We start from the raw sequence: 23,465 nt of genomic DNA, 5'->3' as shown, positions 1-23,465 counted from the left end.
GGCGGTACGCCGTAGGCTGGGGAAGTGACCACAGCCCTGTACCGCCGCTACCGCCCCGAGAACTTCGGCGAGATGATCGGGCAGTCCCAGGTGACTGATCCGCTCATGACCGCGTTGCGCAGCGACCGGGTCGGGCACGCCTATCTCTTCTCCGGTCCTCGCGGCTGCGGAAAGACCACCTCAGCGCGTATTCTCGCCCGTTGCCTGAACTGCGCGGAGGGTCCCACCGACACCCCGTGTGGCACGTGCCCGAGCTGTGTAGAGCTGTCCCGCGCCGGTGGAGGATCCCTCGACGTCGTCGAGATCGATGCGGCGAGCCACAACGGTGTCGACGATGCCCGTGACCTGCGCGAGCGGGCGACCTTCGCCCCCAGCCGCGATCGCTTCAAGATCTTCATCCTCGACGAGGCGCACATGGTCACGCCTCAAGGCTTCAATGCGTTGCTGAAACTCGTCGAAGAGCCGCCGGCACACGTCAAGTTCATCTTCGCGACCACCGAGCCCGACAAGGTGCTCGGCACCATCCGCTCTCGTACGCACCACTATCCGTTCCGGCTGGTGCCACCGGCGGCGATGCTCGAGTACGTCGAGAAGCTCTGTGTGGAAGAGGGCGTCAAGGTTGCCCAGGGTGTGCTGCCGCTCGTTGTTCGTGCCGGTGGTGGATCGCCTCGCGACACGCTGTCGCTGCTTGACCAGCTGATCGCGGGCTCTGACACCGACACGGTCGCATACGAACGCGCTGTGTCGCTGCTCGGTTACACGCACGGTGCGCTGCTGGATGAGATCGTCGAGGCGCTCGCCGCTGGCGATGCCGCCGCCGCATTCCCCGCGATCGATCGAGTTGTGCAGACCGGGCAAGACCCGCGCCGTTTCGTCGATGATCTGCTGGAGCGACTGCGCGACCTCATCGTGATCGCCGCGGTCGGCGACGGTGCCTCCGCCGTGCTGCGCGGCCTGGCCGAAGACGAGCTGATCCGCATGCGCGCACAGGCCACTGCGTACGGTGCGGCGCGCCTCTCGCGTACTGCCGACGTCGTGAGCGCCGCTCTGGATGACATGGCGGGAGCCACATCCCCCCGCCTGCACCTGGAACTCATGATCGCCCGCGTGCTGAGCGCGGCAGGGCAGGGCGTTGCGGTGCAGGGCGTTGCGGTGGCTGGCGTCGCGCCCGCCGCTGTACCGGCTGTTGTCGCTGCGCCGGTTGTTGCTGCGCCGGCTGTTGCCGCCGCGCCGGCTGTATCTGCGCCGGTCGTTGCTGCGCCGGTCGTTGCTGCGCCGGTTGTTGCTGCGCCGGTCGCTGCCACTCCGGTCGTTGCCGCGCCGGTCGCTGAGCCCGTCGAAGCGCCCGTCGCACCCGAACCTGAACCTGAACCCGCACCTGAACCCGCACCCGCCGCGTCCGGACCGGTCGATTTCGAACGCATCCGCTCGTCGTGGCCGGCCATCCTCACGCGGCTCGAAGACGTGAGTCGCACGTCGTGGCTGTTGGTCACCACGGTGCAGCCGCTCGACTTTGACACCGCATCCGAGGTGCTGACGATCGGCTTCGCTGGGCAGCAGGACGTCGCGAAGTTCAAGGGCACGACGCCGGGTGACGGAGCATCCGATCACCTTCGCGCTGCCATCGATCAGGAACTCGGCCTACGTGTGAAGTATCGCCCGGCGCCGCTGCCGCCGACGGCGTTATCCGAGGCCGCCGAGCCTGCTCCTGTGCGCACCGCTCCGAAGTCTGCTGCGACGCCCGCGCCGCAGCAGGCAGCCGCATCGACGCCCGTCACAGAGTGGGCGGTTGCCGCAATTCCCAGCGCGGAAGTGGCTGCGCCGCAGCCGCAGTTCCCGGTCGATGAGGAGCCGGCAGAGGTGGAGTCCGCGGCATCCGCGCCCCTGCCGCCGAGCGACGGCGCCACGGATCGCGATGAACCGCCGATGCCGAGCGACGACGAGGCGCCGTACCCCGACGACGAGCCGCCACCCTACGATCCTCCGATGCCCCCGCAGGCATCGGCTCCGCAGATCCCGACCCCGCAGGCACCGGCTCACCAGGCACCCGCTCCTCAGGCGGCTCCTTCTGCGCCCGCGCCGCAGCGCACTGCTCCCGCCACCCCGCCCAAGGCGGGCAACGGAGGCGTACAGCGCTACGGCGAGGCTGTCATCCGCCAGGTGCTCGGCGCGACCTTCGTGCGCGAAGAGCCCTACGAGCCTCCGACGAGGTTCGCCTGATGTACGACGGCATCGTTCAGGAGCTCATCGACGAATTCGGGCGTCTTCCCGGTATCGGGCCGAAGTCCGCGCAGCGCATCACGTTCCATATCTTGCAGACACCATCCTTTGATGTCGCGCGGCTGGCGGAGCTGCTCGCCGACGTCCGCGCCAGAGTGCGCTTCTGTGAGGTCTGCGGCAACGTCTCCGAGCAGGATCGCTGTTCGATCTGCCGTGATCCCCGCCGCAATCCGGCGCTGATCTGCGTTGTCGAAGATGCGAAGGACGTATCAGCGATCGAACGCACACGCGAGTTCCGTGGCCTTTACCACGTGCTTGGTGGAGCGATCAGCCCGATCGCAGGCGTGGGACCCGATGACCTGCGCATCACTCAGCTGATGACACGACTCGCTGACAGCACAGTGCAGGAAGTGATTCTGGCGACGAACCCCAACCTTGAGGGCGAGGCGACGGCAAGCTACCTGAGCCGTCTGCTCACCACGATGCAGATCACTGTCTCGCGCCTGGCATCCGGCCTGCCGGTCGGCGGCGATCTCGAGTACGCCGACGAGGTCACGCTCGGTCGCGCGTTCGAGGGCCGGCGCACGCTGTGACCACCGCAAAATGAACGCCCACGGCGGTTTTACCCGAAAGGGGTGGCTGCTGTTCGGTGCCATGGCCGTGCTGTGGGGCATCCCGTATCTGTTCATCAGCATCGCGGTGCAGTCCTACTCCCCACCGGCGATCGTTGCCGGTCGCGCGATCATCGGCGCGCTCGCGCTGCTGCCGTTCGCGATCCGTAGCGGAGCACTCAAAGCGGCGCTGCCACACTGGCGGTGGGTGCTGGCATTTGCTGCGGTAGAGATCGCCGGACCGTTTGTATTGCTCGGCCACGCAGAGATGACGCTGCCATCCGGGCTCACCGGACTCCTCGTTGCCACCGTGCCGTTGTTCGCCGTGATCATCGCACTCATCGGTGGCGATCGCGGCGTCCTCAAGCCCGCACGCGTGATCGGTCTGGCCATCGGATTCATCGGCGTCCTCGTGGTGGTGGCGGGGCCAGGGCTTGCCAGCGGCAACCTGCTTGCCGCTGGCGAAGTTCTGCTGGTCGCGGTGCTCTACGCCACAGCGCCGTTCATCGTGGCGAAGAAGCTGGGCGCGGCGCCATCGCTCGGCGTCATCACCCTCGCGCTCATCGCCAACGGCATCTTCTACCTGCCGATCGCACTTGCCACCCAGCACGAGGTACCGACGGTGTCAGCCACGGTCGCGCTCGTGATCCTCGCGCTCGTGTGCACTGCTGTCGCGTTCCTGGTGTTCTTCGCCCTGATCCGCGAAGTGGGCCCGGTCCGTGCGCCCCTGTTCACCTACGTCAATCCGGTTGTCGCGATCATCCTGGGCGCGATCGTGCTCTCCGAGCCGCTGACGCCGGGTCTGCTGATCGGATTCCCACTCATCATCATCGGATGCTGGTTCGCAGGCACCGGCGGGCGGCTGCGTGCCCGAGAGAAGGCGCTACCACCGCCGCAGATGCCCTGAGTCTCACACTCAGCCCTGCGATGCGGCATGCTCCCGACGAATTACTGCGCGCAGACTGAGCAGCAGCAGGACGAAGCCTGCGCCGATCAGGATGTGCCCGATCCCGGCGATGCCGGCGCTCATCTTGGACGATTCCAGGCCCTGCACCTGCAGCATCCCGTGCCAGATCAGCATCGCGCTGGTCAGCACGACGCCGATGTTGTAGACCCAGAAGAACCAACGCAGCAGTCTGCTCGATGACAGCGCGAACGTCTTCTCCAGCGCCAGCACGATCAGCAGCACGATCATCCCCAGGGTGAGGATGTGCGTGTGCGCGAGCCCCAGCTGCCCCATCAGGCGGTGCGCGAAACGCCGCGCGGGACGGGAACGGTTTCAACAGTCATAGTTCCAGCGTGCGCGGCCGCCGCGCGTGCAGCATCCATCGAAAGATCGATATCCAGACTGCACATCTCGACGCAGAACGAGGCATGATCGGATCATGTCTGCTCCAGCCGTCACCGATCCCGCTCGGCGGCGGATGCTCACCTCAGCGCGTTTCGCGTTGCATCTGATCACCGTGCTGCTGGCCGTGGTGACAGCGTTGCGTGCCATCACCGTCGGCGTGCCGCTGCTGCCCGCCATGCTCTCAGCGGGCGCCTTCCTGGCCTGCTACGGGGCCGGGGCGCGCTTCACACGCGGTCGCTTTGCGGGCTGGTGGCTGTGCGGCCTCGGCATCCTCTGGTTGGGGATGCTCGTCGTTTCGGCCGAGTTCGTGTGGTTGGCGTTTCCGCTGCTACTGCTCGCCGGACACGTGCTGCGTGCCTGGCCGTCGGTCGTCTTCGCGCTGCCGGTGTTGACCGCGGCGATCATCGCGCCGATCCTGCACCAGGTGACGATCTCGTTCGCGCATATCGCAGGACCGCTGTTGGGCGGCGGCTTCGCCCTGGCGATATCCCTCGGCTATGACGCACTCGTTCGAGACGCCGTCGAACGCGATCGCCTCATCGCGTCACTGGTGCGTACCCAGGAGGAGATGTCGTCGCTTCAGGAAGAGCTCGCGCGCACTCAGCGTGAGGCTGGCGCCACTCACGAGCGCACTCGCCTCGCGCGCGATCTGCATGACACGATCGCCCAGGAACTCAGCTCCATGGTGCTGCTGGCGCGCAGCGGTGACAGCGAGCGGATGCCGCAAATTGAGTCTCTCGCGCAGCATTCGCTCATTGACCTTCGCCGCATCGTCGCAGCGCTCGCACCGGCTGAGCTCGAGGGCTCCGCGCTCGCGGCCGCCCTCACGCGGATGCTGGACGCACTGCATGCAGACACCGACGTCGACACCGCGCTGAGGGCCGACCAGGAATTGCCGACGTTGCCGACGCCGATCGAGGTGGTGTTCTTGCGAGTCGCGCAGTCGGCGCTCGCGAACGTGCGCCAGCACGCGCAGGCGCACGCCGTCGAGATCCGGCTGGAGATGGTGGGGGCGGATGCACGGCTGACGGTGACGGATGACGGCGTCGGCTTCCGGCCCGACGATTCGGCGATGCCTTCGCCTTCGACGTCGTACGGCCTCTCGGCCATGCGCTCGCGGCTGGGCGAGTACGGGGGAGAGCTCACCGTGCGCTCGGCGCCAGGAGAGGGCACGGTTCTCGTTGCGCAGGTACCGGTGCGTGCAGCGGCGTCCGTGGAGGAAGGCCGCGCATGAGCACACGAGTCATGCTGATCGATGATCATCCGGTGGTGCGTGCGGGCCTGCGTACCGTCATCGAGGCGCGCGGATTCACCGTGGTGGGGGAGGCCTCGACCGGCGAAGAGTCGCTCGCGATGGCATCCGCGCTGAAACCGGATGTCGTCCTGTGCGACCTCCGCCTCGGTGATGGGATGGATGGCGTCCAGACGACGGCGGAGCTGCGGCGGTTGCCGAATGCCCCAGCCGTGCTGATCCTGACGACGTTCGATCATGATGCGCAGATCATTCGCGCGATCGAGGCCGGAGCTGCCGGCTATCTGCTGAAGGACGTCGACACCGACACGATCGTGCGTGCGATCGTCGATGCTGCCGCAGGCGCCCTGGTTCTCACGCCGGGCGGCGATGAGCGGCTGATCGCGGCTCTGCGCGCACCGCGCGTCGAACTCACCGAACGCGAACGCGACGTCCTGCTGCTGATCGATGCGGGTGCGGCGAACAAAGAGATCGCCACACGACTGTTCATCACGGAATCCACAGTCAAAACCCATGTCGTGCATCTGCTGGAGAAACTCGGCGTCGCCAGCCGTTCCGCCGCGGCCAGCGAGGCGCGTCGACTCGGAATTCTCTGACCGGCAAAGCGTCACATGCATTTGGCGGCATACGCGGCGAAAGTAGAATGGCCGGTGGGCGGAACTGCCCGACATCCCTGGGAGTGAACGTGGCCCTCATTGTGCAGAAGTACGGCGGCTCGTCCGTCGCCGACGCTGAGAGCATCAAGCGCGTCGCCAAGCGCATCGTCGACACCCGACGCGCAGGGCACGATGTCGTCGTCGCCGTGAGCGCGATGGGCGACACGACCGACGAACTGCTCGAACTCGCGAACGAGGTCGCGCCGATTCCCGCACCGCGTGAACTCGACATGCTGCTCTCCAGTGGGGAGCGCATCTCGATGGCGTTGCTCGCCATGGCGATCCATTCCATGGGCTTCGAGGCACGCTCGTTCACCGGCAGTCAGGCCGGCATGATCACGGATGACCATCACGGCTCGGCGCGCATCGTCGATGTCACACCGGTTCGCCTGCGGGAGGCGCTCGACGAGGGCGCGATCGTCATCGTCGCCGGATTCCAGGGCTTCAACCGCGACACCCGCGACATCACCACACTCGGCCGTGGCGGCTCCGACACGACTGCTGTCGCACTGGCATCCGCGCTGAGCGCCGACGTGTGCGAGATCTACAGCGACGTCGACGGCATCTACACCGCGGATCCGCGAATCATCCCCCGTGCGCAGAAGCTCGATCACCTCTCCAGCGAAGAGATGCTCGAGCTGGCCGCAAACGGCGCCAAGGTGCTCTACATTCGCGCTGTCGAGTTCGCCCGCCGTCACGGCGTGCTCATCCACGCACGATCGTCCTTCTCATCAAGCGAAGGCACTTACGTTCTGGGCGAGGGCATGAAGAACCCCCGCGAAGCTGAGGGAGAAGTCATGGAAGAACCGATCGTCGCAGGCGTGGCCACCGATATGGGCCAGGCGAAGATCACCGTCGTCGGCGTGCCGGATGTTCCGGGCAAGGCCGCTGAGATTTTCAAGATCGTCGCAAAGTCCGGCGCCAACGTCGACATGATCGTGCAGAACGTGTCCGGGGCCACTGGCCGTGCAGACATCTCGTTTACCTTGCCGAAGGCGGACGCCTCGGCGGCGCTGAAAGCACTGGCCGCTGAGCAGTCCGAAGTCGGGTTCGATGGCCTCATCCATGATGACCAGATCGGCAAGCTCTCGGTCGTCGGCGCCGGCATGCGGGTGCACTCGGGAGTCTCGGCAACGCTTTTCGAGGCGCTGTCGACCGCCGGTATCAACATCGAGATGATCTCGACGTCTGAGATCCGCATCTCCGTGGTGCTGCGCGACACCGACCTCGCCGATGCGTCCCGCATCGTGCACACCGCTTACGGCCTCGACGGCGACGCCGAAGCCGTCGTGCACGCCGGCACCGGTCGCTGAGATGACCATCCTCATCCGGCCGACCTCCGGCATCCGTCCGGCGCGGTAGACTCACCGGAACCCTGACATCGGCGCCAGGCGCGGCATCCGCATCCCGACGCCGTGCCTCGTGCCCCATTCGCAATACCGCACGACGCCAAGGAAACTTTCATGACCCGCATCTCTGACTCAGGACATTCCGTCGCCATCGTCGGCGCCACCGGCCAGGTGGGCGCGGTGATTCGCGAGATCCTCGTGGAGCGCGCGTTCCCGATTCGTGAGCTGCGCCTGTTCTCATCGGCTCGCTCGGCGGGGAAGGTCATCGAGTTCGCTGGCGTTGACGTCGTCGTTGAGGATGTCGAGACAGCGGATGCCACGGGCATCGACATCGCGCTGTTCTCGGCCGGCGCCACGGCCAGCCGTGCCTACGCCGAGCGCTTCGCGGCCGCAGGTGCTGTCGTGATCGACAACTCCAGCGCGTGGCGAAGCGACCCCGAGGTTCCGCTCGTGGTCAGCGAGGTCAACCCGCACGCCATCGATGAGCGCCCCAAGGGCATCATCGCGAACCCGAACTGCACGACGATGGCGATCATGCCGGTACTCAAGCCGCTGGCCGAGGCCGCTGGTCTCGAGCGGCTCATCGTCTCCACGTACCAGGCCGTCTCCGGCTCCGGTCTCGCCGGTGCGCAGGAGCTGCTCGGCCAGGTCGAGGGCGTCCTCGCGCAGGGTGACACGCTGCGCCTCGTGCATGACGGATCCGCCGTGGACTTCCCGGCGCCGAACAACTACGTCGCTCCCATCGCCTTCGATGTCATCCCGCTCGCGGGTGCGATCGTCGATGACGGGCTGAACGAGACCGACGAAGAGAAGAAGCTGCGCAACGAGAGCCGCAAGATCCTCGAGCTGCCCGGCCTGCTGGTCGCGGGCACGTGTGTGCGTGTTCCGGTCTTCACCGGTCACTCGCTGTCGATCCACGCGGAGTTCGCTGACGACATCACCCCCGACCGGGCCCGCGAGATTCTCGCCGAGGCTCCCGGCGTCGCGCTGGAAGAGGTGCCGACGCCGCTGCACGCCGCAGGCAAGGACCCGAGCTTCGTCGGCCGCATCCGTGCCGACCAGTCTGCACCCGAGAACAAGGGCCTCGTGCTGTTCGTCAGCAACGACAACCTGCGCAAGGGCGCAGCCCTCAACGCCGTGCAGATCGCCGAGATCGTCGCCGCGCGCCTCACCGTCGCTGCCTAACCCCCGCATAACCGGTCGGTGGCGTCGAGCCGCCGGCACACTTGCAGGGCGGATGCACGGATGTCTGGCCATCCGACGGCGTTTCGCCCTGCATCCGTTCGATCGCCCTGCATCTGTGCAGGGCAGCGCCACGGCGCCGGATGCAGGGCAGGGATGGTTCGTGGGGCACCGCCCGCGGATTAGACTGATCTGGTGACTGAATCCGTCGACGTTGTCCTCATCGGTGGTGGCATCATGAGCGCCACACTGGGTACCTTGCTGCACGAGCTGCAGCCAGACTGGAAGATCGTCGCCTTCGAGCGACTGTCTGATGTGGCCCAGGAGAGTTCGAACCCGTGGAACAACGCGGGTACCGGCCACGCCGCCCTCTGCGAGCTGAACTACATGCCGCAGACCGGTGGACCGCTCGACCCCGCCAAGGCGGTCTCGATCAACGAGCAGTTCCAGCAGAGCCGCCAGTTCTGGTCGTCATTGATCGACAAGGGCGTGCTCGATGCGCCGTCGACCTTCATCAACGCCACCCCGCACATGACCTTCGTGCGTGGCGAGAAGGACGTCGCGTACCTCAAGGACCGCTACGAGGTGCTCAAGAAGCAGCCACTGTTCGACGGTATCGAGTACAGCGAAGACTCCCGCGTGATCAACAAGTGGGCGCCGCTGCTCATGCAGAAGCGCCGCAACGGTGAGCCCTTCGCCGCCACGCGCGTGCCTGCCGGCACCGACGTCGACTTTGGCGCGCTCACCCACCAGCTCTTCGGCCACCTCAAGGACAACGGCGTCGAACTGCGCACCAACCACGAGGTGCGTCGGCTCAAGAAACAGAAGGACGGCAGCTGGGACATCAAGTTCCGCAACTCCCTCGGCCACACCCCCGGTCAGATCAACGCGAAGTTCGTCTTCGTTGGTGCGGGCGGCTGGGCTCTGAAGATGCTGCAGCGCTCCGGTATCCCGGAGATCAAGGGCTACGGCGTCTTCCCGATCGGTGGACAGTTCCTGAAGACCTCGAACCCCGCCATCGTCTCGCAGCACAAGGCGAAGGTGTACTCGCAGGCATCCGTCGGCGCGCCGCCCATGTCGGTGCCGCACCTCGACACCCGCGTCGTCGACGGCGAAGCCTCGCTGATGTTCGGACCATTCGCGACCTTCAGCCCCAAGTTCCTCAAGAACGGCTCGATGCTCGATCTGGTCACTCAGGTGCGCCCGCATAACCTGTGGCCGATGCTGCGGGTCGCCTTCGCGAACCCCGACCTCATCACCTACCTCGTCGGCGAGTTGATGAAGAATCACCGCAAGAAGGTCGACAGCCTGCGTACCTTCATGCCCACGGCGAAGGATGAGGACTGGACGCTCATCGACGCCGGTCAGCGCGCACAGGTCATGAAGAAGGATGCGAAGAAGGGCGGAGTGCTGCAGTTTGGCACCGAGGTCATCTCGGCGGCTGACGGCTCGATCGCTGGTCTCCTCGGCGCATCGCCCGGTGCATCCACGGCCGTGCCGATCATGCTCAACCTGTTGAAGGACTGCTTCCCGGAGCAGTACTCGGGTTGGGAGCCTGCGCTGCGCGAGCTCATCCCGACGTACGGCCAGACGCTGAATGGGGATGCGGTAGTGGCCGAGAAGTCCATGGCTGCGACAGCGGCCACCCTCAACATCTCGAAGTGACGCGGCGCCGTGGCGAAGCTTTACTTCCGCTACGGGGCGATGAACTCCGGCAAGTCGACGTCGCTGCTGCAGGCCGCGTACAACTATGAAGAGCGCGGGCAGCACGTTCTGCTCGCAAAACCCGCGATCGACACCAAGGGCGCAGGCCAGGTGGAGAGCCGCCTCGGCATGACACGCGAGGTTGATTTCCTGATCCCTCCGGACGGTGACGCGCGTGGGCTGTTCCAGAGCGAGCGCGAGCGGATGCAGCGACGCAGCGACGAAGGGCTCATCCCCGCCGCGCCGATCGATGTCGCGTGTCTCCTGATCGATGAGGCGCAGTTCCTGACTGCGGAGCAGGTCGATGATCTGTTCCGGATCGCTGTCAATGACAACATCCCGGTGATCGCCTATGGCATCCGCAACGACTTCCTCACCCATGCGTTTCCTGGATCTGCCCGTCTGCTCGCGATCGCGCACTCCCTCGAGGAGCTGAAGACGATCTGCCGCTGCGGGCGCAAGGCCGTGTTCAACGGCCGCGTGATCAACGGCAGCTTCGTGTTCGATGGCGACCAGGTTGCGATCGATGAAGGGGCCAGTGGGGGAGCACCCGCCGACGTCGTCACGTATGAGTCGCTGTGCGGGCACTGCTATCTGGAGGAATCCGGCGGACGCCTGGGCTGAGGACCCGAGGCGAGTCGGTCAAAAGCCCACGTTTGCGTGGTCTGACCACACGCGATATTCTGTGGTCAGACCACAGGAGGCGGAATGGCAGAGCGCGCATGGCGACTCGTGCTCGAGCACATCGAGCGCGACCTTCTTGACGGACGCCTCGGTCCCGGTGACCGGCTTCCCTCCGAGCGTGAGCTCGCAGCCAGCCTTGGCGTCGGCCGCTCCAGCGTCCGCGAGGCGCTGCGTGTACTCGAGGTCATGGGGCTGATCCGCACGGCGACCGGTTCGGGCCCGCAGTCTGGCGCGATCGTGATTGCGACACCCTCCGGGGGTATGTCTGCTCTGCTGCGCCTGCAGGTGGCAGCACAGGGCTTCCCGCTGGCGGATGTCGTGGGGACGCGGCTCGTGCTGGAAGATGCGGTGGCGGCATCCCTCGCGGCGGACACTGCCCGCGACACGACTGAAGCTCACCGCGTTCTTGACGCGATGGATGCCAGCACACTGACCCCAGGCGAATTTCTTGCCCTGGATGCTCAGCTGCACCTGTCTCTGGCCGAAGCATCCGGCAATACCGTGATCGCGGCCATGATGGCGGGCCTGCGCACGGCCATCGAGTCCTATGTGCAGGCCGGTTCCGAGGTGATCGCCGACTGGGATGCCATGGCACACAGCCTCCGCGCCGAGCACCGTGAGATCGTCACTGCGATCGACGCAGGTGACGCCGATCGCGCCCGCGCGCTGGTCCGCGCCCACATCACCGGCTACTACACGGCTACGGGCCTGACTCGCGTCACCGATTCCGCGTCACCGATTCCCGAAACTGAACCCCAAAACTGAACCCCGAAACTGAGAGGAGCATCATGGTGAAGCGCCAGTTGCCCAACCCGGTCGAGATCCTCGATCTGATGAAGTTCAAAAAGCCCGAGTTCGATGGCAAGAAGCGTCGCCTCGAGGGGGCCCTGACGATCAACGACCTGCGCACCATCGCGAAGCGTCGTACGCCGAAGGCCGCATTCGACTACACCGATGGCTCTGCCGAGGGCGAGATCTCGCTCACGCGTGCACGCCAGGCATTCGAGGATGTCGAATTCCACCCCGGCGTGCTGCGCCCTGCGCCCGACGTCGACACCAGCGTCGACATTCTCGGCGGCCCCAGCGCCCTGCCGTTCGGCATCGCTCCGACCGGATTCACCCGTCTGATGCAGACCGAGGGCGAGGAAGCTGGTGCGGGCGCCGCCGCAGCCGCCGGCATCCCGTTCACGCTCTCCACGCTCGGCACGACCTCGATCGAGGGCGTGAAGGCAACGAACCCGAATGGGCGCAACTGGTTCCAGCTGTACGTCATGCGTGACCGCGAGATCTCCTACGAGCTCACCCGCCGCGCTGCCACTGCCGGCTTCGACACGCTGCAGTTCACCGTCGACACCCCGGTCGCCGGGGCTCGTCTGCGCGACAAGCGCAATGGATTCAGCATCCCGCCCCAGCTCACTCTCGGCACGATCATCAATGCGATTCCGCGTCCGTGGTGGTGGTATGACTTCCTCACCACTCCGAAGCTCGAGTTCGCCTCGCTGAGCACCACCGGCGGCACCGTCGGCGAACTGCTGGATGCCGCGATGGACCCGACGATCAGCTACGACGATCTCGAGGTCATCCGTGGTCTCTGGCCGGGCAAGCTCGTCATCAAGGGCGTGCAAAACGTCGAGGATGCTGTGCGGCTGCGCGATGCGGGAGTCGACGGCATCGTGCTGTCAAACCACGGCGGACGCCAGCTCGACCGTGCGCCCATCCCGTTCCATCTTCTGCCAAAGGTGCGAAAGGCAGTGGGCGATGACTTCACGGTCATGGTCGACACCGGCATCATGAACGGCGCCGACATCGTGGCATCCGTCGCGCTTGGTGCCGACTTCACGCTGATCGGACGCGCGTACCTCTACGGGTTGATGGCTGGCGGACGGCAGGGCGTCGATCGTACGATCGCGATCCTGCGCACCGAGATCGAGCGCACCATGCGCCTGCTGGGCGTGGCCTCACTCGCCGAGCTCGAGCCCGGTCATGTGACGCAGCTGCAGCGTCTGGTGCCGGTCGCGAAGTAGCTCCGGCGTTTCCCGCTCCCGGCCGAGAACGCAAATTCCGCCCTTCCGAAGCTACGGGAAGGGCGGAATTTGCGTTGTCGAGTTCGGGCTGGTCGGCCCGAGGCCTCAGAGATTGGACCTCAGAGAGTGGGCCTCAGAGAGTAGGGATCAGTTCATCCAGCTTCGTCGCGGTGTCTTCCCAACCGGACACCGCGATCGAGCGGACGCCCATGGCGAGCACTGGATAGTCGTTGCCGCCCTCGTCGAGGCGGTCGCCGTAGAAGAGCATGTCGTCGAGCGGGATGCCGGTGTGCTCTGTGAGCGAGCGCATGCCGTACGCCTTGTCGATGCCGGCCCGGGTGATGTCGATGGACGTCGAACCGCCGGCGCGCACCTCGAGCTCGGGGACGCGTGCGGCAACCGCGTCGCGTAGCGTCAGACGCTTCTGGCCGGACGGATCCCACGCGTGCTTCGCGTCGCTCGGCGCCTTCTGGCCGAGTGCGGAGAAGGTGATCTGCGAGCCGCGGTCCTCGAGGATGTCGCCCCACGGGTTCTGCTCCCACAGGCCCAGCCGTTCGGCCTCTTCACGAAGAGCCAGCAGTGCCGAGGACTTCTCTTCGTCGGAGAGGTCGTGGGCGTACACGGTGGTGAATTCGGAGCCGTCGTGGCGCAGGTAGCGAGTGCCGCAGGTCGGCAGAAGGTGCAGGCGGCCGAGGCTGGCCGCATCCGCTTCGCCCAGATTCTCGATGACCTGCGAGCGGAACTGCTGCTCGTTGCCGCCGGAGATGATCGCGACATCGACGCGGGTGAGCAGCGCGCGCAGATGCGCGGCGATACGCGGGTCGATCGCGCTCTTCGACGCGGCAAGCGTGTCATCGAGGTCGAAGGCAACGAGTCGAGGCGTGGTCATGAACTCTCCAGGTGATATGGGGAAGGCCGCCCCGTAGGACGGCCTTCCTGCAACTGTGGTCGGGGTGACAGGATTTGAACCTGCGGCCTCTTCGTCCCGAACGAAGCGCGCTACCAAGCTGCGCCACACCCCGTTGCAACCGTTTGAGTCTACAGGGAAACTGACCGTGCGCCGAATCGAGCGCGGGTCGCGCTGTCAGGCGGGCGTGTCCTGCGCGGTCAGTGTGAGCAGGGTCGCTTCGGGCCGACATGCGAAGCGCACCGGCGCATAGATCGAGTGCCCGCATCCTGCGCTGACGTTCAGGGGGATGCTGCGACCGCCGTGCGTCCAGGTGCTCAAGCCCTTGGCTTGCTTCAGTGGAATATCGCAGTTCGCGACGAGCGTGCCGAAGCCGGGCAGACAGACCTGGCCGCCGTGCGTGTGTCCGCCGAAGATCGCCTGCGCGCCGTTGTCGGTGAAGGTGTTCAGCACTCGCTGGTACGGGGCGTGAGTGACGCCGAGCAGGGGAGTGGCGCCGTCCCGTGCTCCGAGCGACGCGATCGTCGCCGGCACCGAGTCGAGATCATCCCAATCGCGATGGGCATCATCGACACCGAACAGATCGACGGGGCTGCCAGCCACTTCGATGCGTGCGGCAGCATTGTTCAGCCCTGCCCAGCCGAGTTCGTCCGTGAAGTACGCGTCCAAGGCTGCGGTGTCGAGCATCTCGGGATCGCGGTGCCGCTTCGACGGGCCGGAGAAGTACCGCAGCGGGTTGCGCGGCGAAGGGCCCTGCACGTCGTTGGAGCCGTGCACGAAGACGCCAGGAACGCCGGCGAAGGCATCGAAGGCATTCCGGATGCCCTGCAAGCCGTCGCGGTGACCCAGATTGTCGCCGGTGTTGATCACCAGATCCGGTTCGAGTTCGGCGAGCGAGGACAGCCAGTCCTGCTTGCGGCGCTGCCAGGGAGCCATGTGGGCATCTGAGACGTGCAGCACTTGCAATGGTCGCGCACCCGGTGCGAGGGCGGCGACGGATGCTTCGCGAACGGTGAAGAGGTAGCGCTCGATGCCGATGCCCCAGACGGCGCAGGCGGCACCCACAGCCCCCACCGCGCCGAGCGCGATGAGGGCAGGGTGAGCGGAGCGCGTACGCCCCGTCAGCACTTGATCGTCACGGTGGTGGACTTGTTCGCCGCGGTGCCGGCAGAAGGGCTCGTGCTCTCTACCTCGGCGTCGGGCTTCGCGCACGACCCATGCGGTGACACATTGCCGTATCCCGCGGCATTAAGGGTGTTGATCGCGCTCTGGAGAGATTCGCCGGTCACATCGGGCACGGTCGCACTCTGCCCGTTGCTGGGCGAGAGCGTGACGGTCGTGCCACCAGGTGCCTGACCAGCGCCTGGATCCTGTGCGGCGACGAGCCCCTCGGCGATGTCGCTGTCGATCGCGTCTCCCACATCAACGCTGAATCCGGCATCCTCGAGGGTGCGTGTCGCATCCTCGATCGTCTGTCCGACGACGCCGGGCAGATCGGTGAGGATCCGGCGCGTGAGGTTGCTGTCCGGCTGCGGGAAGTTATCGCCACCGCCGAGCAGCTGGTTGGCGGCGTACTGCATGTCGCGGGCAAGGGGGTAACGGATGCTCTCCAGATCGTTGCCGTTGTACCACGGCTGCTTCCACATGTCGGCCTGGCCCTCCGTGCGGCCGACGAACACCGCAGTGGTGGCCCTCGTGCTCGACTCGATCATCATGGTCGAGTAACTCTCGTGCGAGCCGGTTTTGCCGATCAGCGGCGTACCGTCGCCCGTGTTGGCGGCGGAGCCGGTGCCGCCGCCGGTCATGACGCCCTGAAGAGCGTAGGCAGCGGTGGCCGCGACCTCGGGGGTGATGACCTGAGAGCAAATCGTCTCGGGCACTGCCAACTCGGCGCCCGACTGGTCGATGACCTTGTCGATCGCCTTCGGCTCGCAGTAAATGCCGCCGTTGGCGACAGTCGCGTAGGCGCCCGCCATATCCAATGGGGAGATGAACTTGTCGCCGAGCACGTTGTAAGGAACGGGAAGGTTGCCCTTGATACTGATGTCGGCAGGGCTACCGCCCTTGGCGAGGTCGACTCCCATGCGCTCTGCGACCTTATTGATGTCGCAGATGTCGAGCTCGGACGCCATAGCGAGGTAGCCGGAGTTGAGTGAGTTCCTCGTGAACGTCATGGGCGTGCCGGTGTAGCCGCCGTTGCGACCGAAGTTTTCGATTTGGTCCTTTTTCAGCGGGAGAGTCGCATCCACGCAAGCGGCCGGTATTTTCAGATTCCGCTGGCGGCCGTTGATCGACTCGTTTACCGAGTGGCCCTTTTCTAGCCAGTCGACGAGGGTGAACAGCTTGTAAGACGAGCCGACCGGGAAGCCTCCGGATCCGCCGTGCTCGTGGTCCGCGGCGTAGACGAGCGACGAGTACGCCTGGTCTTCGACCTCGGTCGCGGATTCTCGGAAGATCGTGTTCTGCGTCATCGCCAGGATGCGGCCGTTGCCCGGCTCGATCGTTACCCCGGCTGCGCCGAAGTACTGGTTGTCCAAGTTCGGAGGTACGCGGCTCTGCATGGCATGCACAGCGGGGTCCTGCACGCGCAGATCGAGCGTGGTGTAGATGTCCAAACCGCCACGCTGCAGGGCGTTCACGCGCTCCTGGTCGGTGTCTCCGAAGGCGGGGTCGTCGAGCACGATGGTCTCCACGTACTTACAGAAGTAGGCATTCGCCACCGCTGCCGCACAGCCCTGGGTCGCCGGCTTGATCACCGGCACGATCGCCGAAGCATCCGCCGCGTCGTACTGCTCTTGCGTGATCTTGCCCTGGGTGATCATCATGCCCAGTACGTAGTGACGGCGATCCTTCGCGAGCGCATAGCCGTCGGCCTCGCTGTTCACTGCGTTGCCCGCCGAGTCAGTGTCAGAACCCTCGATCTTGTCGATCCGGAAGGTGTTCGGATTCTGCACCATGCCGGCCAGTGTCGCTGCCTGCTCGAGGGTGAGGTTAGCCGCAGTGGTGCTGAAATAGTAGTTGGCCGCGGCTTCGATGCCGTAGACCGTGCTACCGAAACTGGCGATGTTCAGGTAACCGAGCAGGATCTCGTTCTTCGAGTAGTCCTTTTCGATCTGGATCGCGTAGCGCAACTCCTGCAACTTGCGCTCGATGCCGTCGCTGCCCTGGGCATTCGCTGCATCCCACCAGCACTGCTCGATCTTTTCACCGTAGTTCGGGTCGGTGGTCGAGACACCTTGCTCGCACCGCTGGATCAGGACGTTCTTGACGTACTGCTGGGTGATCGTCGAGGCGCCGCGTGATGACGTCTTGGTGAGGTTGTCGATGAGGGCCCTCGCGGTGGCGCCGACGTTGATGCCGCCGTGCTCGTAGAAGCCCTTGTCCTCACTGGAGAGGATCGCATCGAACATCACGGGGGCGACCTGCTCGAAGGTGACCTGCGTGCGGTTCTGGTCGAAGAAGCTCGCCATCGGCGTGGGGTTGCCGTCGTGGCCGATGGCGTAGAACGTGCTCGGCTCCATCGGCGCATCCGGCTTGAGATACGACGGCAGATTTTCGAACAGGTCGAGGGCTTGGGATCCGGCGGCACCGGCGACGGCCAGAGCGGGCGTCACTGTTGCGGTCACCAGGACCCCGGCGACCACGCTGAGCCCGACGAGACCGAGGAGGCCGCCGAGCACGCCTTTCGCCGTGCGATTCTTCTGAGGCATACGCTAGATCGTAGGGGAGTTCCCTGAATACCGCCTTTGACGCTCGGCAGAGCCGACCGTCGCTGATGTGCAGGAGTGCCATGACTACGTGGGAGTACTTGACTACACCGCTGCTGATTCACAACACCGCAGCGATTCTCAACAACTGGGGCAAGCAGGGCTGGGAGCTTGTGCAGGTCATCACGGGCCCCGAGGGGGGCCTCGTGGCCTACCTGAAGCGGCCCGTCGTGGGCGACGACTCGAACAGCGTCGGTCTCGCCGCAGCCGAGCAGGCAGCACGCAAGTTTGAGGGCGGTGCCGCATGAGCATTGCCGCGCGTCTGAACGAACTCGCAATCGTGCTGCCCGAGGTGGCAGCACCCGTGGCTGCGTACGTCCCCGCGGTGGTGCACGCAGGCCTCATCTACACGTCCGGCCAGCTGCCGTTCGCCGGCGGAGCGCTTCCCGCGACCGGCAAGGTGGGTGCTGAGGTGACGGCTGAGGATGCCAAGGGTTATGCCCGCACGTGTGCCCTGAACGCGGTGGCTGCAGCTGCGGCGGCTGCTGGCGGCGTGGACAAGCTCGGCGGCGTATTGCGCGTCGGTGGCTTCGTGGCATCCGACCCGGCGTTTTCCGGACAGCCCGGTGTGATCAACGGTGCGAGCGAAGTTCTCGGCGAGATCTTCGGCGACGCCGGCCTGCACGCCCGTGCCGCCGTCGGCGTCGCAGTGCTGCCATTGGACAGCCCGGTCGAGGTTGAGGTCACCTTCATCCTCGCTTGACGTGTGGCGCGCAAACAGCCTCCCCATCAACTGATGGGGAGGCTGTTCGCGTTTCCGCCTACTGGGGGTCAGCGGAAGTCTTGCGTCGCATCAGCGGTGCGCCGAGGAACGCAGCGAGCCCGACGGCGATGAGTCCTGCGCCCGCAATCAGTGCTGCGCTGGGGTCTGCTCCCGTCGCCGCCAACGAGTTCCGCTGCACGGTGACGCCGGAGACGAGGACGACGCCGGCATCTGCGATGTCCAGGATGAGGTGGTGGTCACCATCCTGCACTGCGGCCAGATCGAAGCTGCCGGCCACCGTGCTGCCATCCCAGTGCACAGTGCCCAGAGCGATCGGCGTCGAGCGCATGTTGCCGATGATGCTCGAGCGCGTTTCGTTCATCTTTTTGACGAAGTTCGTCATCAAGTCGAACTCTTCGTTGCGCTTGCCCGTGAGCGCCTGCAGCCTCAGCATGTCCATTTGCTGGCTGTTCGCCGTCGCATCGATCATGGTGCGCAGCGACTGGAGCAGCGATGCTGCGTCCGACGCGCGGTCCTCAGCGGAAGCGGAGAGGAAAGGATGATCGATGCCGGCGGCCTTCACTTCGTCAACGGATGCGGCGTAAGTCGTGTCGGAAGGTGAGGCGAGGTACACGGACACGGCGGATACCGCGGCGTTCAACATTGCAATCTGAGTGTTGCGCGCCTGGACCCCGGTGAGTTGCGCCGCCAGATCGGCATCGAGTGCGGAGGCGCGGGATGACTGGACGGCCATTAGTGCGGCCTCGAGACTCATTGCTGCCACCGGCGTCTGAATCAAGGCGATACCAGGGGCGGTCACCAGCGTGGCTGAACTCATGGCAGACAGCCCCGGCTGCAATGCAGGTGCAGGCGTCCACGCCAGGCCGAGCAACTGGCCTGCTGCATTGGTGACTGGGACGGGCTGGTTGCTGCGAGCGGCCGATAGCAGTTGGCTTAACTGGGCGTTGGTGATGCCGCCGATGGCTGCTCCGAGGTCCGCGGCGTTGCCCAGTGCTATCGGGGGGACGAGCATCGGCGCTGTCGGGGCGATAGGGGATGTCGTCGGTGACGGAGTGGAGGTGGGCAGGGGATTCGGTTCCGCGGTGGGCTCGGCGGTCGGTGTCGGTGTCGGGTCGGTGGTCGGTGTCGGCTCCGGGGTGGTGGGCGTCGGCTCTGTTGTGGGTTCCGGCGTGGGCTCGGTAGTGGGTTGCGGTGTCGGCTCAGCGGTGGGTTCTGGCGTCGGCTCGGCCGTGGGTTCCGGCGTGGGTTCCGGCGTGGGTTCTGGCGTCGGTTCCGTAGTGGGTTCCGGCTCCGGTGTCGGCACTGTACCGTTCGAGACGATCGCGAATCTGCGCTCAATCGTTAGCGCTGCCGGGCTCGTCTCAGCGGACGGAAGCGCGAACGGCTCGTTCGCAGCGGTCTGCGTGTCGTCGAGGTCGTACCCGGTCGGCGGCAGGAATCGCACGCTGTAGTCCGGGGAATCGCTCGTGGGTAGTGCGCCGGATGCGAACGAGCCGTCGGCGGCGATCGGCACCTGCTGTACGAGCGTGCCCGCGCTCGCGATGAGGAGGCTGGCTCCACGGAGGTCGGCTACGGGCTCACCATCCGCTGTCGCGACGACGGATCCGGAAACAGCACCGAACGGACCCCACAGCATGACCTCGACGGGAGCATCTCTGCTCACCGGGAACTCGGTGCGCGTCGAGGTCGTCTCGAGATCGCCGACGGCGCCCGGCCACTCAGCATCCACCACATAGCTCGACTCGGCACCGGTCACCTCGAGTTGGAGGGTGCCACCGGCGCCAGTGGTTCCGGAGGCGATCACCGTATCGTCGCCGTAGGGGCTGCGGATCGCGATCTCGACGCCGGCGAGGGATGCGGCATCCATCCCATCGGTGATGCTCGTCGTGACGTCAACGGTGTGTGTCGACGGCTCCTCGGCGTGAGCGACCAGCGGCACGGACATCAGCGTCAGACCGATCACCGTGGCGATCGCGCCGCTGGTCCGGGTGAGCGTGAAGGCCTTCGTGGGGAGGGGGCGATTATGAATCGGGCGACGCATGGGGTGCCTTTCAGCCGTGACTATTTCGACAAGTATGGACTAAGTCCAAACTTGCACACAAGCCAAACATCGACTGAGTATTGTGGTGAGGGACGTTGTGAAGGAGCGAACATGGCTGAGGGGCTTCGCGAGCGCAAGATGCGTACCGCCCGGCGCTCGATGGAGCGTGCAGCGGTGGATCTCGCCTATGAAGAAGGGGTGCAGGCGGTCACTGTCGACCGCGTGTGCGAAGCCGCGATGGTCTCTCGCAGTACGTTCTTCAACTATTTTTCCTCCCTTGACCAGGCGATCTTCGGCTCGGCGCTGGAGTACGATCCTGCGCTCACCGATCGCATCCTCACGCAGCACGCACATGATCTTGTGGTCGCGGCCAGCCTGATCGTGATGGCGTCGGTGCGGGGACAGGCCGGCGACGACCTCACGCGCCGCCGGTTCGCGCTGTTCGTGCGTGAACCGGGCGTTACCAGCACGGTCTCCTGGGGGAGCGGGGTGAGCCGCGACCGACTTGTTGATGTGCTCGCCGCGTGGCTCGATGCGCATCCGGAGTATGCGCGTCTGGACGATACGAATCACGTCGCCGAAGCACGTGTGACGGTCGGCCTGGCGATCGCGCTCGGAGACGAAGTGCAGCGTCACGCGCGCGAGGTGGACGGGGAATTCCCGATCGATCTCGAGCGGATTCAGGTCGTTCGCGCTCAGATGGCCGCGATCAGCATCCCGGCGGAGTGACTGCCCACTTCACCGAAACCACAAAACCACGCCGAAAATACACGTATGCGTGTCGTCTCGGCGTGGTTGTGCGGTCTCGCGGGTGACTGGGCTACTTCACCTGCGCCGAGATGATGCTCATCACCGCGGTGTCGGCAAGCGTCGTGGTGTCGCCGACCTCGCGGCCCTCGGCGACATCGCGCAGCAGGCGACGCATGATCTTTCCGGAGCGGGTCTTCGGGAGCTCACCGACGATGTAGACGTCGCGGGGGCGAGCGATCGCACCGATCTGCTCGCCGACCCACAGTCGGAGCAGCTGGGCAAGGCCCGCCGGGTCGTGTCCGGAGAGATAGCTCTCCTTGATGATCACGAATGCAACGACTGCCTGGCCTGTCGCGTCATCGGATGCGCCGACCACTGCGGCCTCGGCCGTCGCCTCGTGCGCAACCAGAGACGACTCGATCTCGGCCGTCGACAGACGGTGTCCCGACACGTTCATCACGTCATCCACGCGTCCGAGCAGCCACACGTCGCCGTCTTCATCGAGACGGGCGCCGTCACCGGCGAAGTAGTACCCCTGGTCTTCGAACTTCTCCCAGTAGGTCTCCCGGTAGCGCTCGGGGTCTCCCCAGATGCCGCGCAGCATTGCCGGCCACGGCTCGGTGATCACGAGCAGACCGCCGTTGCCGTTGCCGACCTCGGCACCAGACTCATCGACGACGTCGAGTGAGATTCCGGGGATCGGCACCTGTGCGGAGCCCGGCTTGGTTGAGACCACGCCGGGGAGCGCCGACACCATGATCGCGCCGGTCTCGGTCTGCCACCACGTGTCGACGATCGGGGCCTTATTTGCCCCGATGACCTCGCGGTACCACATCCATGCCTCGGGGTTGATGGGTTCGCCCACTGATCCGAGCAGGCGGATCGAGGACAGATCGAATCCGGCAGGAATGCTGCGCCCGGTTTTCATGAACGAGCGGATCGCGGTCGGCGCGGTATAGAAGATCGACACCTTGTACTTCTGGATGATCTCCCACCAGCGTCCGGGGTGCGGGGCATCCGGGGTGCCTTCGTAGAGCACCTGGGTGGCGCCGTTGGCCAGGGGCCCGTACGTGACGTAGCTGTGGCCGGTGATCCAGCCGATGTCGGCCGTGCACCAGAACACGTCGGTTTCGGGCTTCAAGTCGAAGACGTTCTTGTGCGTGTATGCGGCCTGGGTGAGGTAGCCACCCGAGGTGTGCAGGATGCCCTTGGGTTTGCCCGTGGTGCCGGAGGTGTAGAGGACGAACAGCGGGTTCTCAGCCGGGAACGGGTGCGCCTCGTGCTCTGCGGATGCCGCAGGCACGGCGTCGTGCCACCAGTGATCGCGGCCCTCGACCCAGCCGACCTCATTCTCGCCGCGCTTGACGACCAATACATGCTCGACGGTCTGCTGCTCACCGTCGCCACGGTCGCTGAGTGACTGGTCGACGGCAGGCTTGAGGGCGGAGACGCGGCCCTTGCGGTAGCCACCATCGGCGGTGATGACGACCTTTGCGCCCGCGTCATCGATACGCGAGCGAAGGCTGTCTGCGCTGTAGCCGCCGAACACGACGGAGTGGATCGCGCCGAGGCGGGCAACGGCGAGCATCGACGCGACGGCCTCGGGGATCATCGGCAGGTAGATGGCGACGCGGTCTCCGGCGACGACGCCGTAGCCAGCGAGCACGTTGGCCACGCGCTTGACCTCGTCGGTGAGCTCGGCGTAGGTGATGCGGCGGGAGTCTCCCGGTTCGCCTTCCCACAGCAGTGCGACCCGGTCGCCGTTGCCGGCTTCGACGTGGCGGTCGAGGCAGTTGTAGGCGACGTTGAGTTCGCCGTCATCGAACCACTTCGCGAATGGCGGCGTCGACCAGTCGAGTACTTCGGTGAACGGCTTGTGCCAGTGCAGCAGCTCGCGGGCCTGGTCGCCCCAGAACCCTTCGCGATCCGCGGCGGCGCGCTCGTAGATGTCGGGCTGTGCGACGGCGGCTGCGGCGAACTCGTCCGAAGGCGGGAACTGTCGGGTCTCGTCGAGGAGATGATCGATCTGGCTGCTCATGACGGGCGCTCCTTTGCGGCGGGACGAGGCCGCGCAGAAAACGCGACCGTGACACGGTGACTTTAGTCTGCACCCGATTCGGCCAGTACTGCCGAAAGTCGGTAGTGCGTGGAGTTTTGCGAGACCGGTCGTCATGCGTACACTCGACGACAGCCGAATTTCATTCTGGCCCGGCGTGCTCGTGTCCCCCAAGTTGCGGCACGCC

At 65.7% G+C, this 23,465-nt stretch carries 20 protein-coding genes and 1 tRNA gene; 14 read left to right on the top strand and 7 right to left on the bottom strand.

Features of this window, described 5'->3' with window-relative positions:
• Nucleotides 1-24 precede the first annotated feature (24 nt).
• Genes ACSU1G_RS15475 through ACSU1G_RS15465 form a run of 3 tightly spaced genes read left to right on the top strand, consistent with a single transcriptional unit; the run spans nt 25 to nt 3,738 of the window.
• Nucleotides 25-2,220, top strand: coding sequence for a DNA polymerase III subunit gamma and tau (locus tag ACSU1G_RS15475; protein ID WP_439280847.1), 2,196 nt, complete (start codon nt 25-27; stop codon nt 2,218-2,220).
• On the top strand, nt 2,220-2,813 hold the full coding sequence (gene recR, locus ACSU1G_RS15470) for a recombination mediator RecR (RefSeq protein ID WP_439280846.1): 594 nt from the start codon (nt 2,220-2,222) through the stop codon (nt 2,811-2,813). Before ACSU1G_RS15475 ends, recR begins: the two co-directional genes overlap by 1 nt.
• A gap of 10 nt (nt 2,814-2,823) precedes the next feature.
• On the top strand, nt 2,824-3,738 hold the full coding sequence (locus ACSU1G_RS15465) for a DMT family transporter (RefSeq protein WP_439280845.1): 915 nt from the start codon (nt 2,824-2,826) through the stop codon (nt 3,736-3,738).
• A gap of 9 nt (nt 3,739-3,747) precedes the next feature.
• Here ACSU1G_RS15465 and ACSU1G_RS15460 read toward each other — a convergent pair whose 3' ends face one another.
• The gene (locus tag ACSU1G_RS15460) at nt 3,748-4,071 is read right to left on the bottom strand and encodes a DUF2871 family protein (protein WP_439280844.1); all 324 of its coding nucleotides are present in this window, start codon (nt 4,069-4,071) and stop codon (nt 3,748-3,750) included.
• A 145-nt stretch (nt 4,072-4,216) separates the two neighbouring features.
• Here ACSU1G_RS15460 and ACSU1G_RS15455 point away from each other — a divergent pair, with 145 nt between their 5' ends.
• The 8 genes from ACSU1G_RS15455 to ACSU1G_RS15420 all read left to right on the top strand — a co-directional run bounded on the left by ACSU1G_RS15455 (nt 4,217) and on the right by ACSU1G_RS15420 (nt 13,033).
• Nucleotides 4,217-5,416, top strand: a complete 1,200-nt coding sequence (locus ACSU1G_RS15455) for a sensor histidine kinase (protein ID WP_439280843.1) — start codon at nt 4,217-4,219, stop codon at nt 5,414-5,416.
• Entirely contained in the window at nt 5,413-6,030 is a 618-nt protein-coding gene (locus tag ACSU1G_RS15450) for a response regulator (protein ID WP_439280842.1), read from the top strand. Before ACSU1G_RS15455 ends, ACSU1G_RS15450 begins: the two co-directional genes overlap by 4 nt.
• Nucleotides 6,031-6,119: 89 nt before the next feature.
• On the top strand, nt 6,120-7,403 hold the full coding sequence (locus tag ACSU1G_RS15445; RefSeq protein ID WP_439280841.1) for an aspartate kinase: 1,284 nt from the start codon (nt 6,120-6,122) through the stop codon (nt 7,401-7,403).
• 150 nt (nt 7,404-7,553) lie between these two features.
• Nucleotides 7,554-8,624 carry an aspartate-semialdehyde dehydrogenase gene (locus ACSU1G_RS15440; protein WP_439280840.1) on the top strand — a complete coding sequence of 357 codons (1,071 nt, stop codon included), beginning with the start codon at nt 7,554-7,556 and terminating at the stop codon, nt 8,622-8,624.
• Between the two features lie 192 nt (nt 8,625-8,816).
• Nucleotides 8,817-10,286: a malate:quinone oxidoreductase gene (locus ACSU1G_RS15435; protein WP_439280839.1), complete on the top strand. Its 1,470-nt coding sequence runs from the start codon at nt 8,817-8,819 to the stop codon at nt 10,284-10,286.
• A gap of 9 nt (nt 10,287-10,295) precedes the next feature.
• The gene (locus tag ACSU1G_RS15430) at nt 10,296-10,949 is read left to right on the top strand and encodes a thymidine kinase (RefSeq protein ID WP_439280838.1); all 654 of its coding nucleotides are present in this window, start codon (nt 10,296-10,298) and stop codon (nt 10,947-10,949) included.
• An 84-nt stretch (nt 10,950-11,033) separates the two neighbouring features.
• Entirely contained in the window at nt 11,034-11,774 is a 741-nt protein-coding gene (locus ACSU1G_RS15425) for a FadR/GntR family transcriptional regulator (protein ID WP_439280837.1), read from the top strand.
• Nucleotides 11,775-11,797: 23 nt separating this feature from the next.
• Complete coding sequence (locus ACSU1G_RS15420) at nt 11,798-13,033, top strand: alpha-hydroxy acid oxidase (protein ID WP_439280836.1); 1,236 nt, start codon at nt 11,798-11,800, stop codon at nt 13,031-13,033.
• 133 nt (nt 13,034-13,166) lie between these two features.
• On the opposite strand, the gene ACSU1G_RS15415 is transcribed toward ACSU1G_RS15420, so the two are convergent.
• The 4 genes from ACSU1G_RS15415 to ACSU1G_RS15400 all read right to left on the bottom strand — a co-directional run bounded on the left by ACSU1G_RS15415 (nt 13,167) and on the right by ACSU1G_RS15400 (nt 17,650).
• A complete protein-coding gene (locus ACSU1G_RS15415) occupies nt 13,167-13,922 on the bottom strand; it encodes an HAD-IIB family hydrolase (protein ID WP_439280835.1) in 756 nt (251 codons plus the stop codon).
• Nucleotides 13,923-13,978: 56 nt separating this feature from the next.
• Nucleotides 13,979-14,055, bottom strand: a tRNA-Pro gene (locus tag ACSU1G_RS15410).
• A 62-nt stretch (nt 14,056-14,117) separates the two neighbouring features.
• Nucleotides 14,118-15,065 (bottom strand): metallophosphoesterase, encoded by a 948-nt coding sequence (locus ACSU1G_RS15405; protein WP_439280893.1) that lies wholly within the window; start codon nt 15,063-15,065, stop codon nt 14,118-14,120.
• The gene (locus ACSU1G_RS15400; protein ID WP_439280834.1) at nt 15,062-17,650 is read right to left on the bottom strand and encodes a transglycosylase domain-containing protein; all 2,589 of its coding nucleotides are present in this window, start codon (nt 17,648-17,650) and stop codon (nt 15,062-15,064) included. The genes ACSU1G_RS15405 and ACSU1G_RS15400 overlap by 4 nt, the downstream gene beginning before the upstream one ends.
• 80 nt (nt 17,651-17,730) lie before the next feature.
• Between ACSU1G_RS15400 and ACSU1G_RS15395 the strand changes: the two genes are divergently transcribed.
• Nucleotides 17,731-17,955 (top strand): hypothetical protein, encoded by a 225-nt coding sequence (locus tag ACSU1G_RS15395; protein ID WP_439280833.1) that lies wholly within the window; start codon nt 17,731-17,733, stop codon nt 17,953-17,955.
• Nucleotides 17,952-18,410: a RidA family protein gene (locus ACSU1G_RS15390; protein ID WP_439280832.1), complete on the top strand. Its 459-nt coding sequence runs from the start codon at nt 17,952-17,954 to the stop codon at nt 18,408-18,410. Before ACSU1G_RS15395 ends, ACSU1G_RS15390 begins: the two co-directional genes overlap by 4 nt.
• A 58-nt stretch (nt 18,411-18,468) precedes the next feature.
• Here ACSU1G_RS15390 and ACSU1G_RS15385 read toward each other — a convergent pair whose 3' ends face one another.
• Nucleotides 18,469-20,472 carry a hypothetical protein gene (locus tag ACSU1G_RS15385; RefSeq protein WP_439280831.1) on the bottom strand — a complete coding sequence of 668 codons (2,004 nt, stop codon included), beginning with the start codon at nt 20,470-20,472 and terminating at the stop codon, nt 18,469-18,471.
• Between the two features lie 111 nt (nt 20,473-20,583).
• On the opposite strand from ACSU1G_RS15385, the gene ACSU1G_RS15380 reads away from it, so the two are divergent.
• The gene (locus ACSU1G_RS15380) at nt 20,584-21,201 is read left to right on the top strand and encodes a TetR/AcrR family transcriptional regulator (protein ID WP_439280830.1); all 618 of its coding nucleotides are present in this window, start codon (nt 20,584-20,586) and stop codon (nt 21,199-21,201) included.
• A gap of 91 nt (nt 21,202-21,292) precedes the next feature.
• Here the strand turns inward: ACSU1G_RS15380 and acs are convergent, their stop codons facing one another.
• Entirely contained in the window at nt 21,293-23,260 is a 1,968-nt protein-coding gene (acs, locus tag ACSU1G_RS15375) for an acetate--CoA ligase (protein ID WP_439280829.1), read from the bottom strand.
• Nucleotides 23,261-23,465: the final 205 nt, after the last annotated feature.

Source organism: Microbacterium sp. A93 (genome assembly GCF_051842835.1).
The sequence above is the reverse complement of the archived record's forward strand: the minus strand, read 5'-3'. Positions and strand labels throughout refer to the sequence as shown.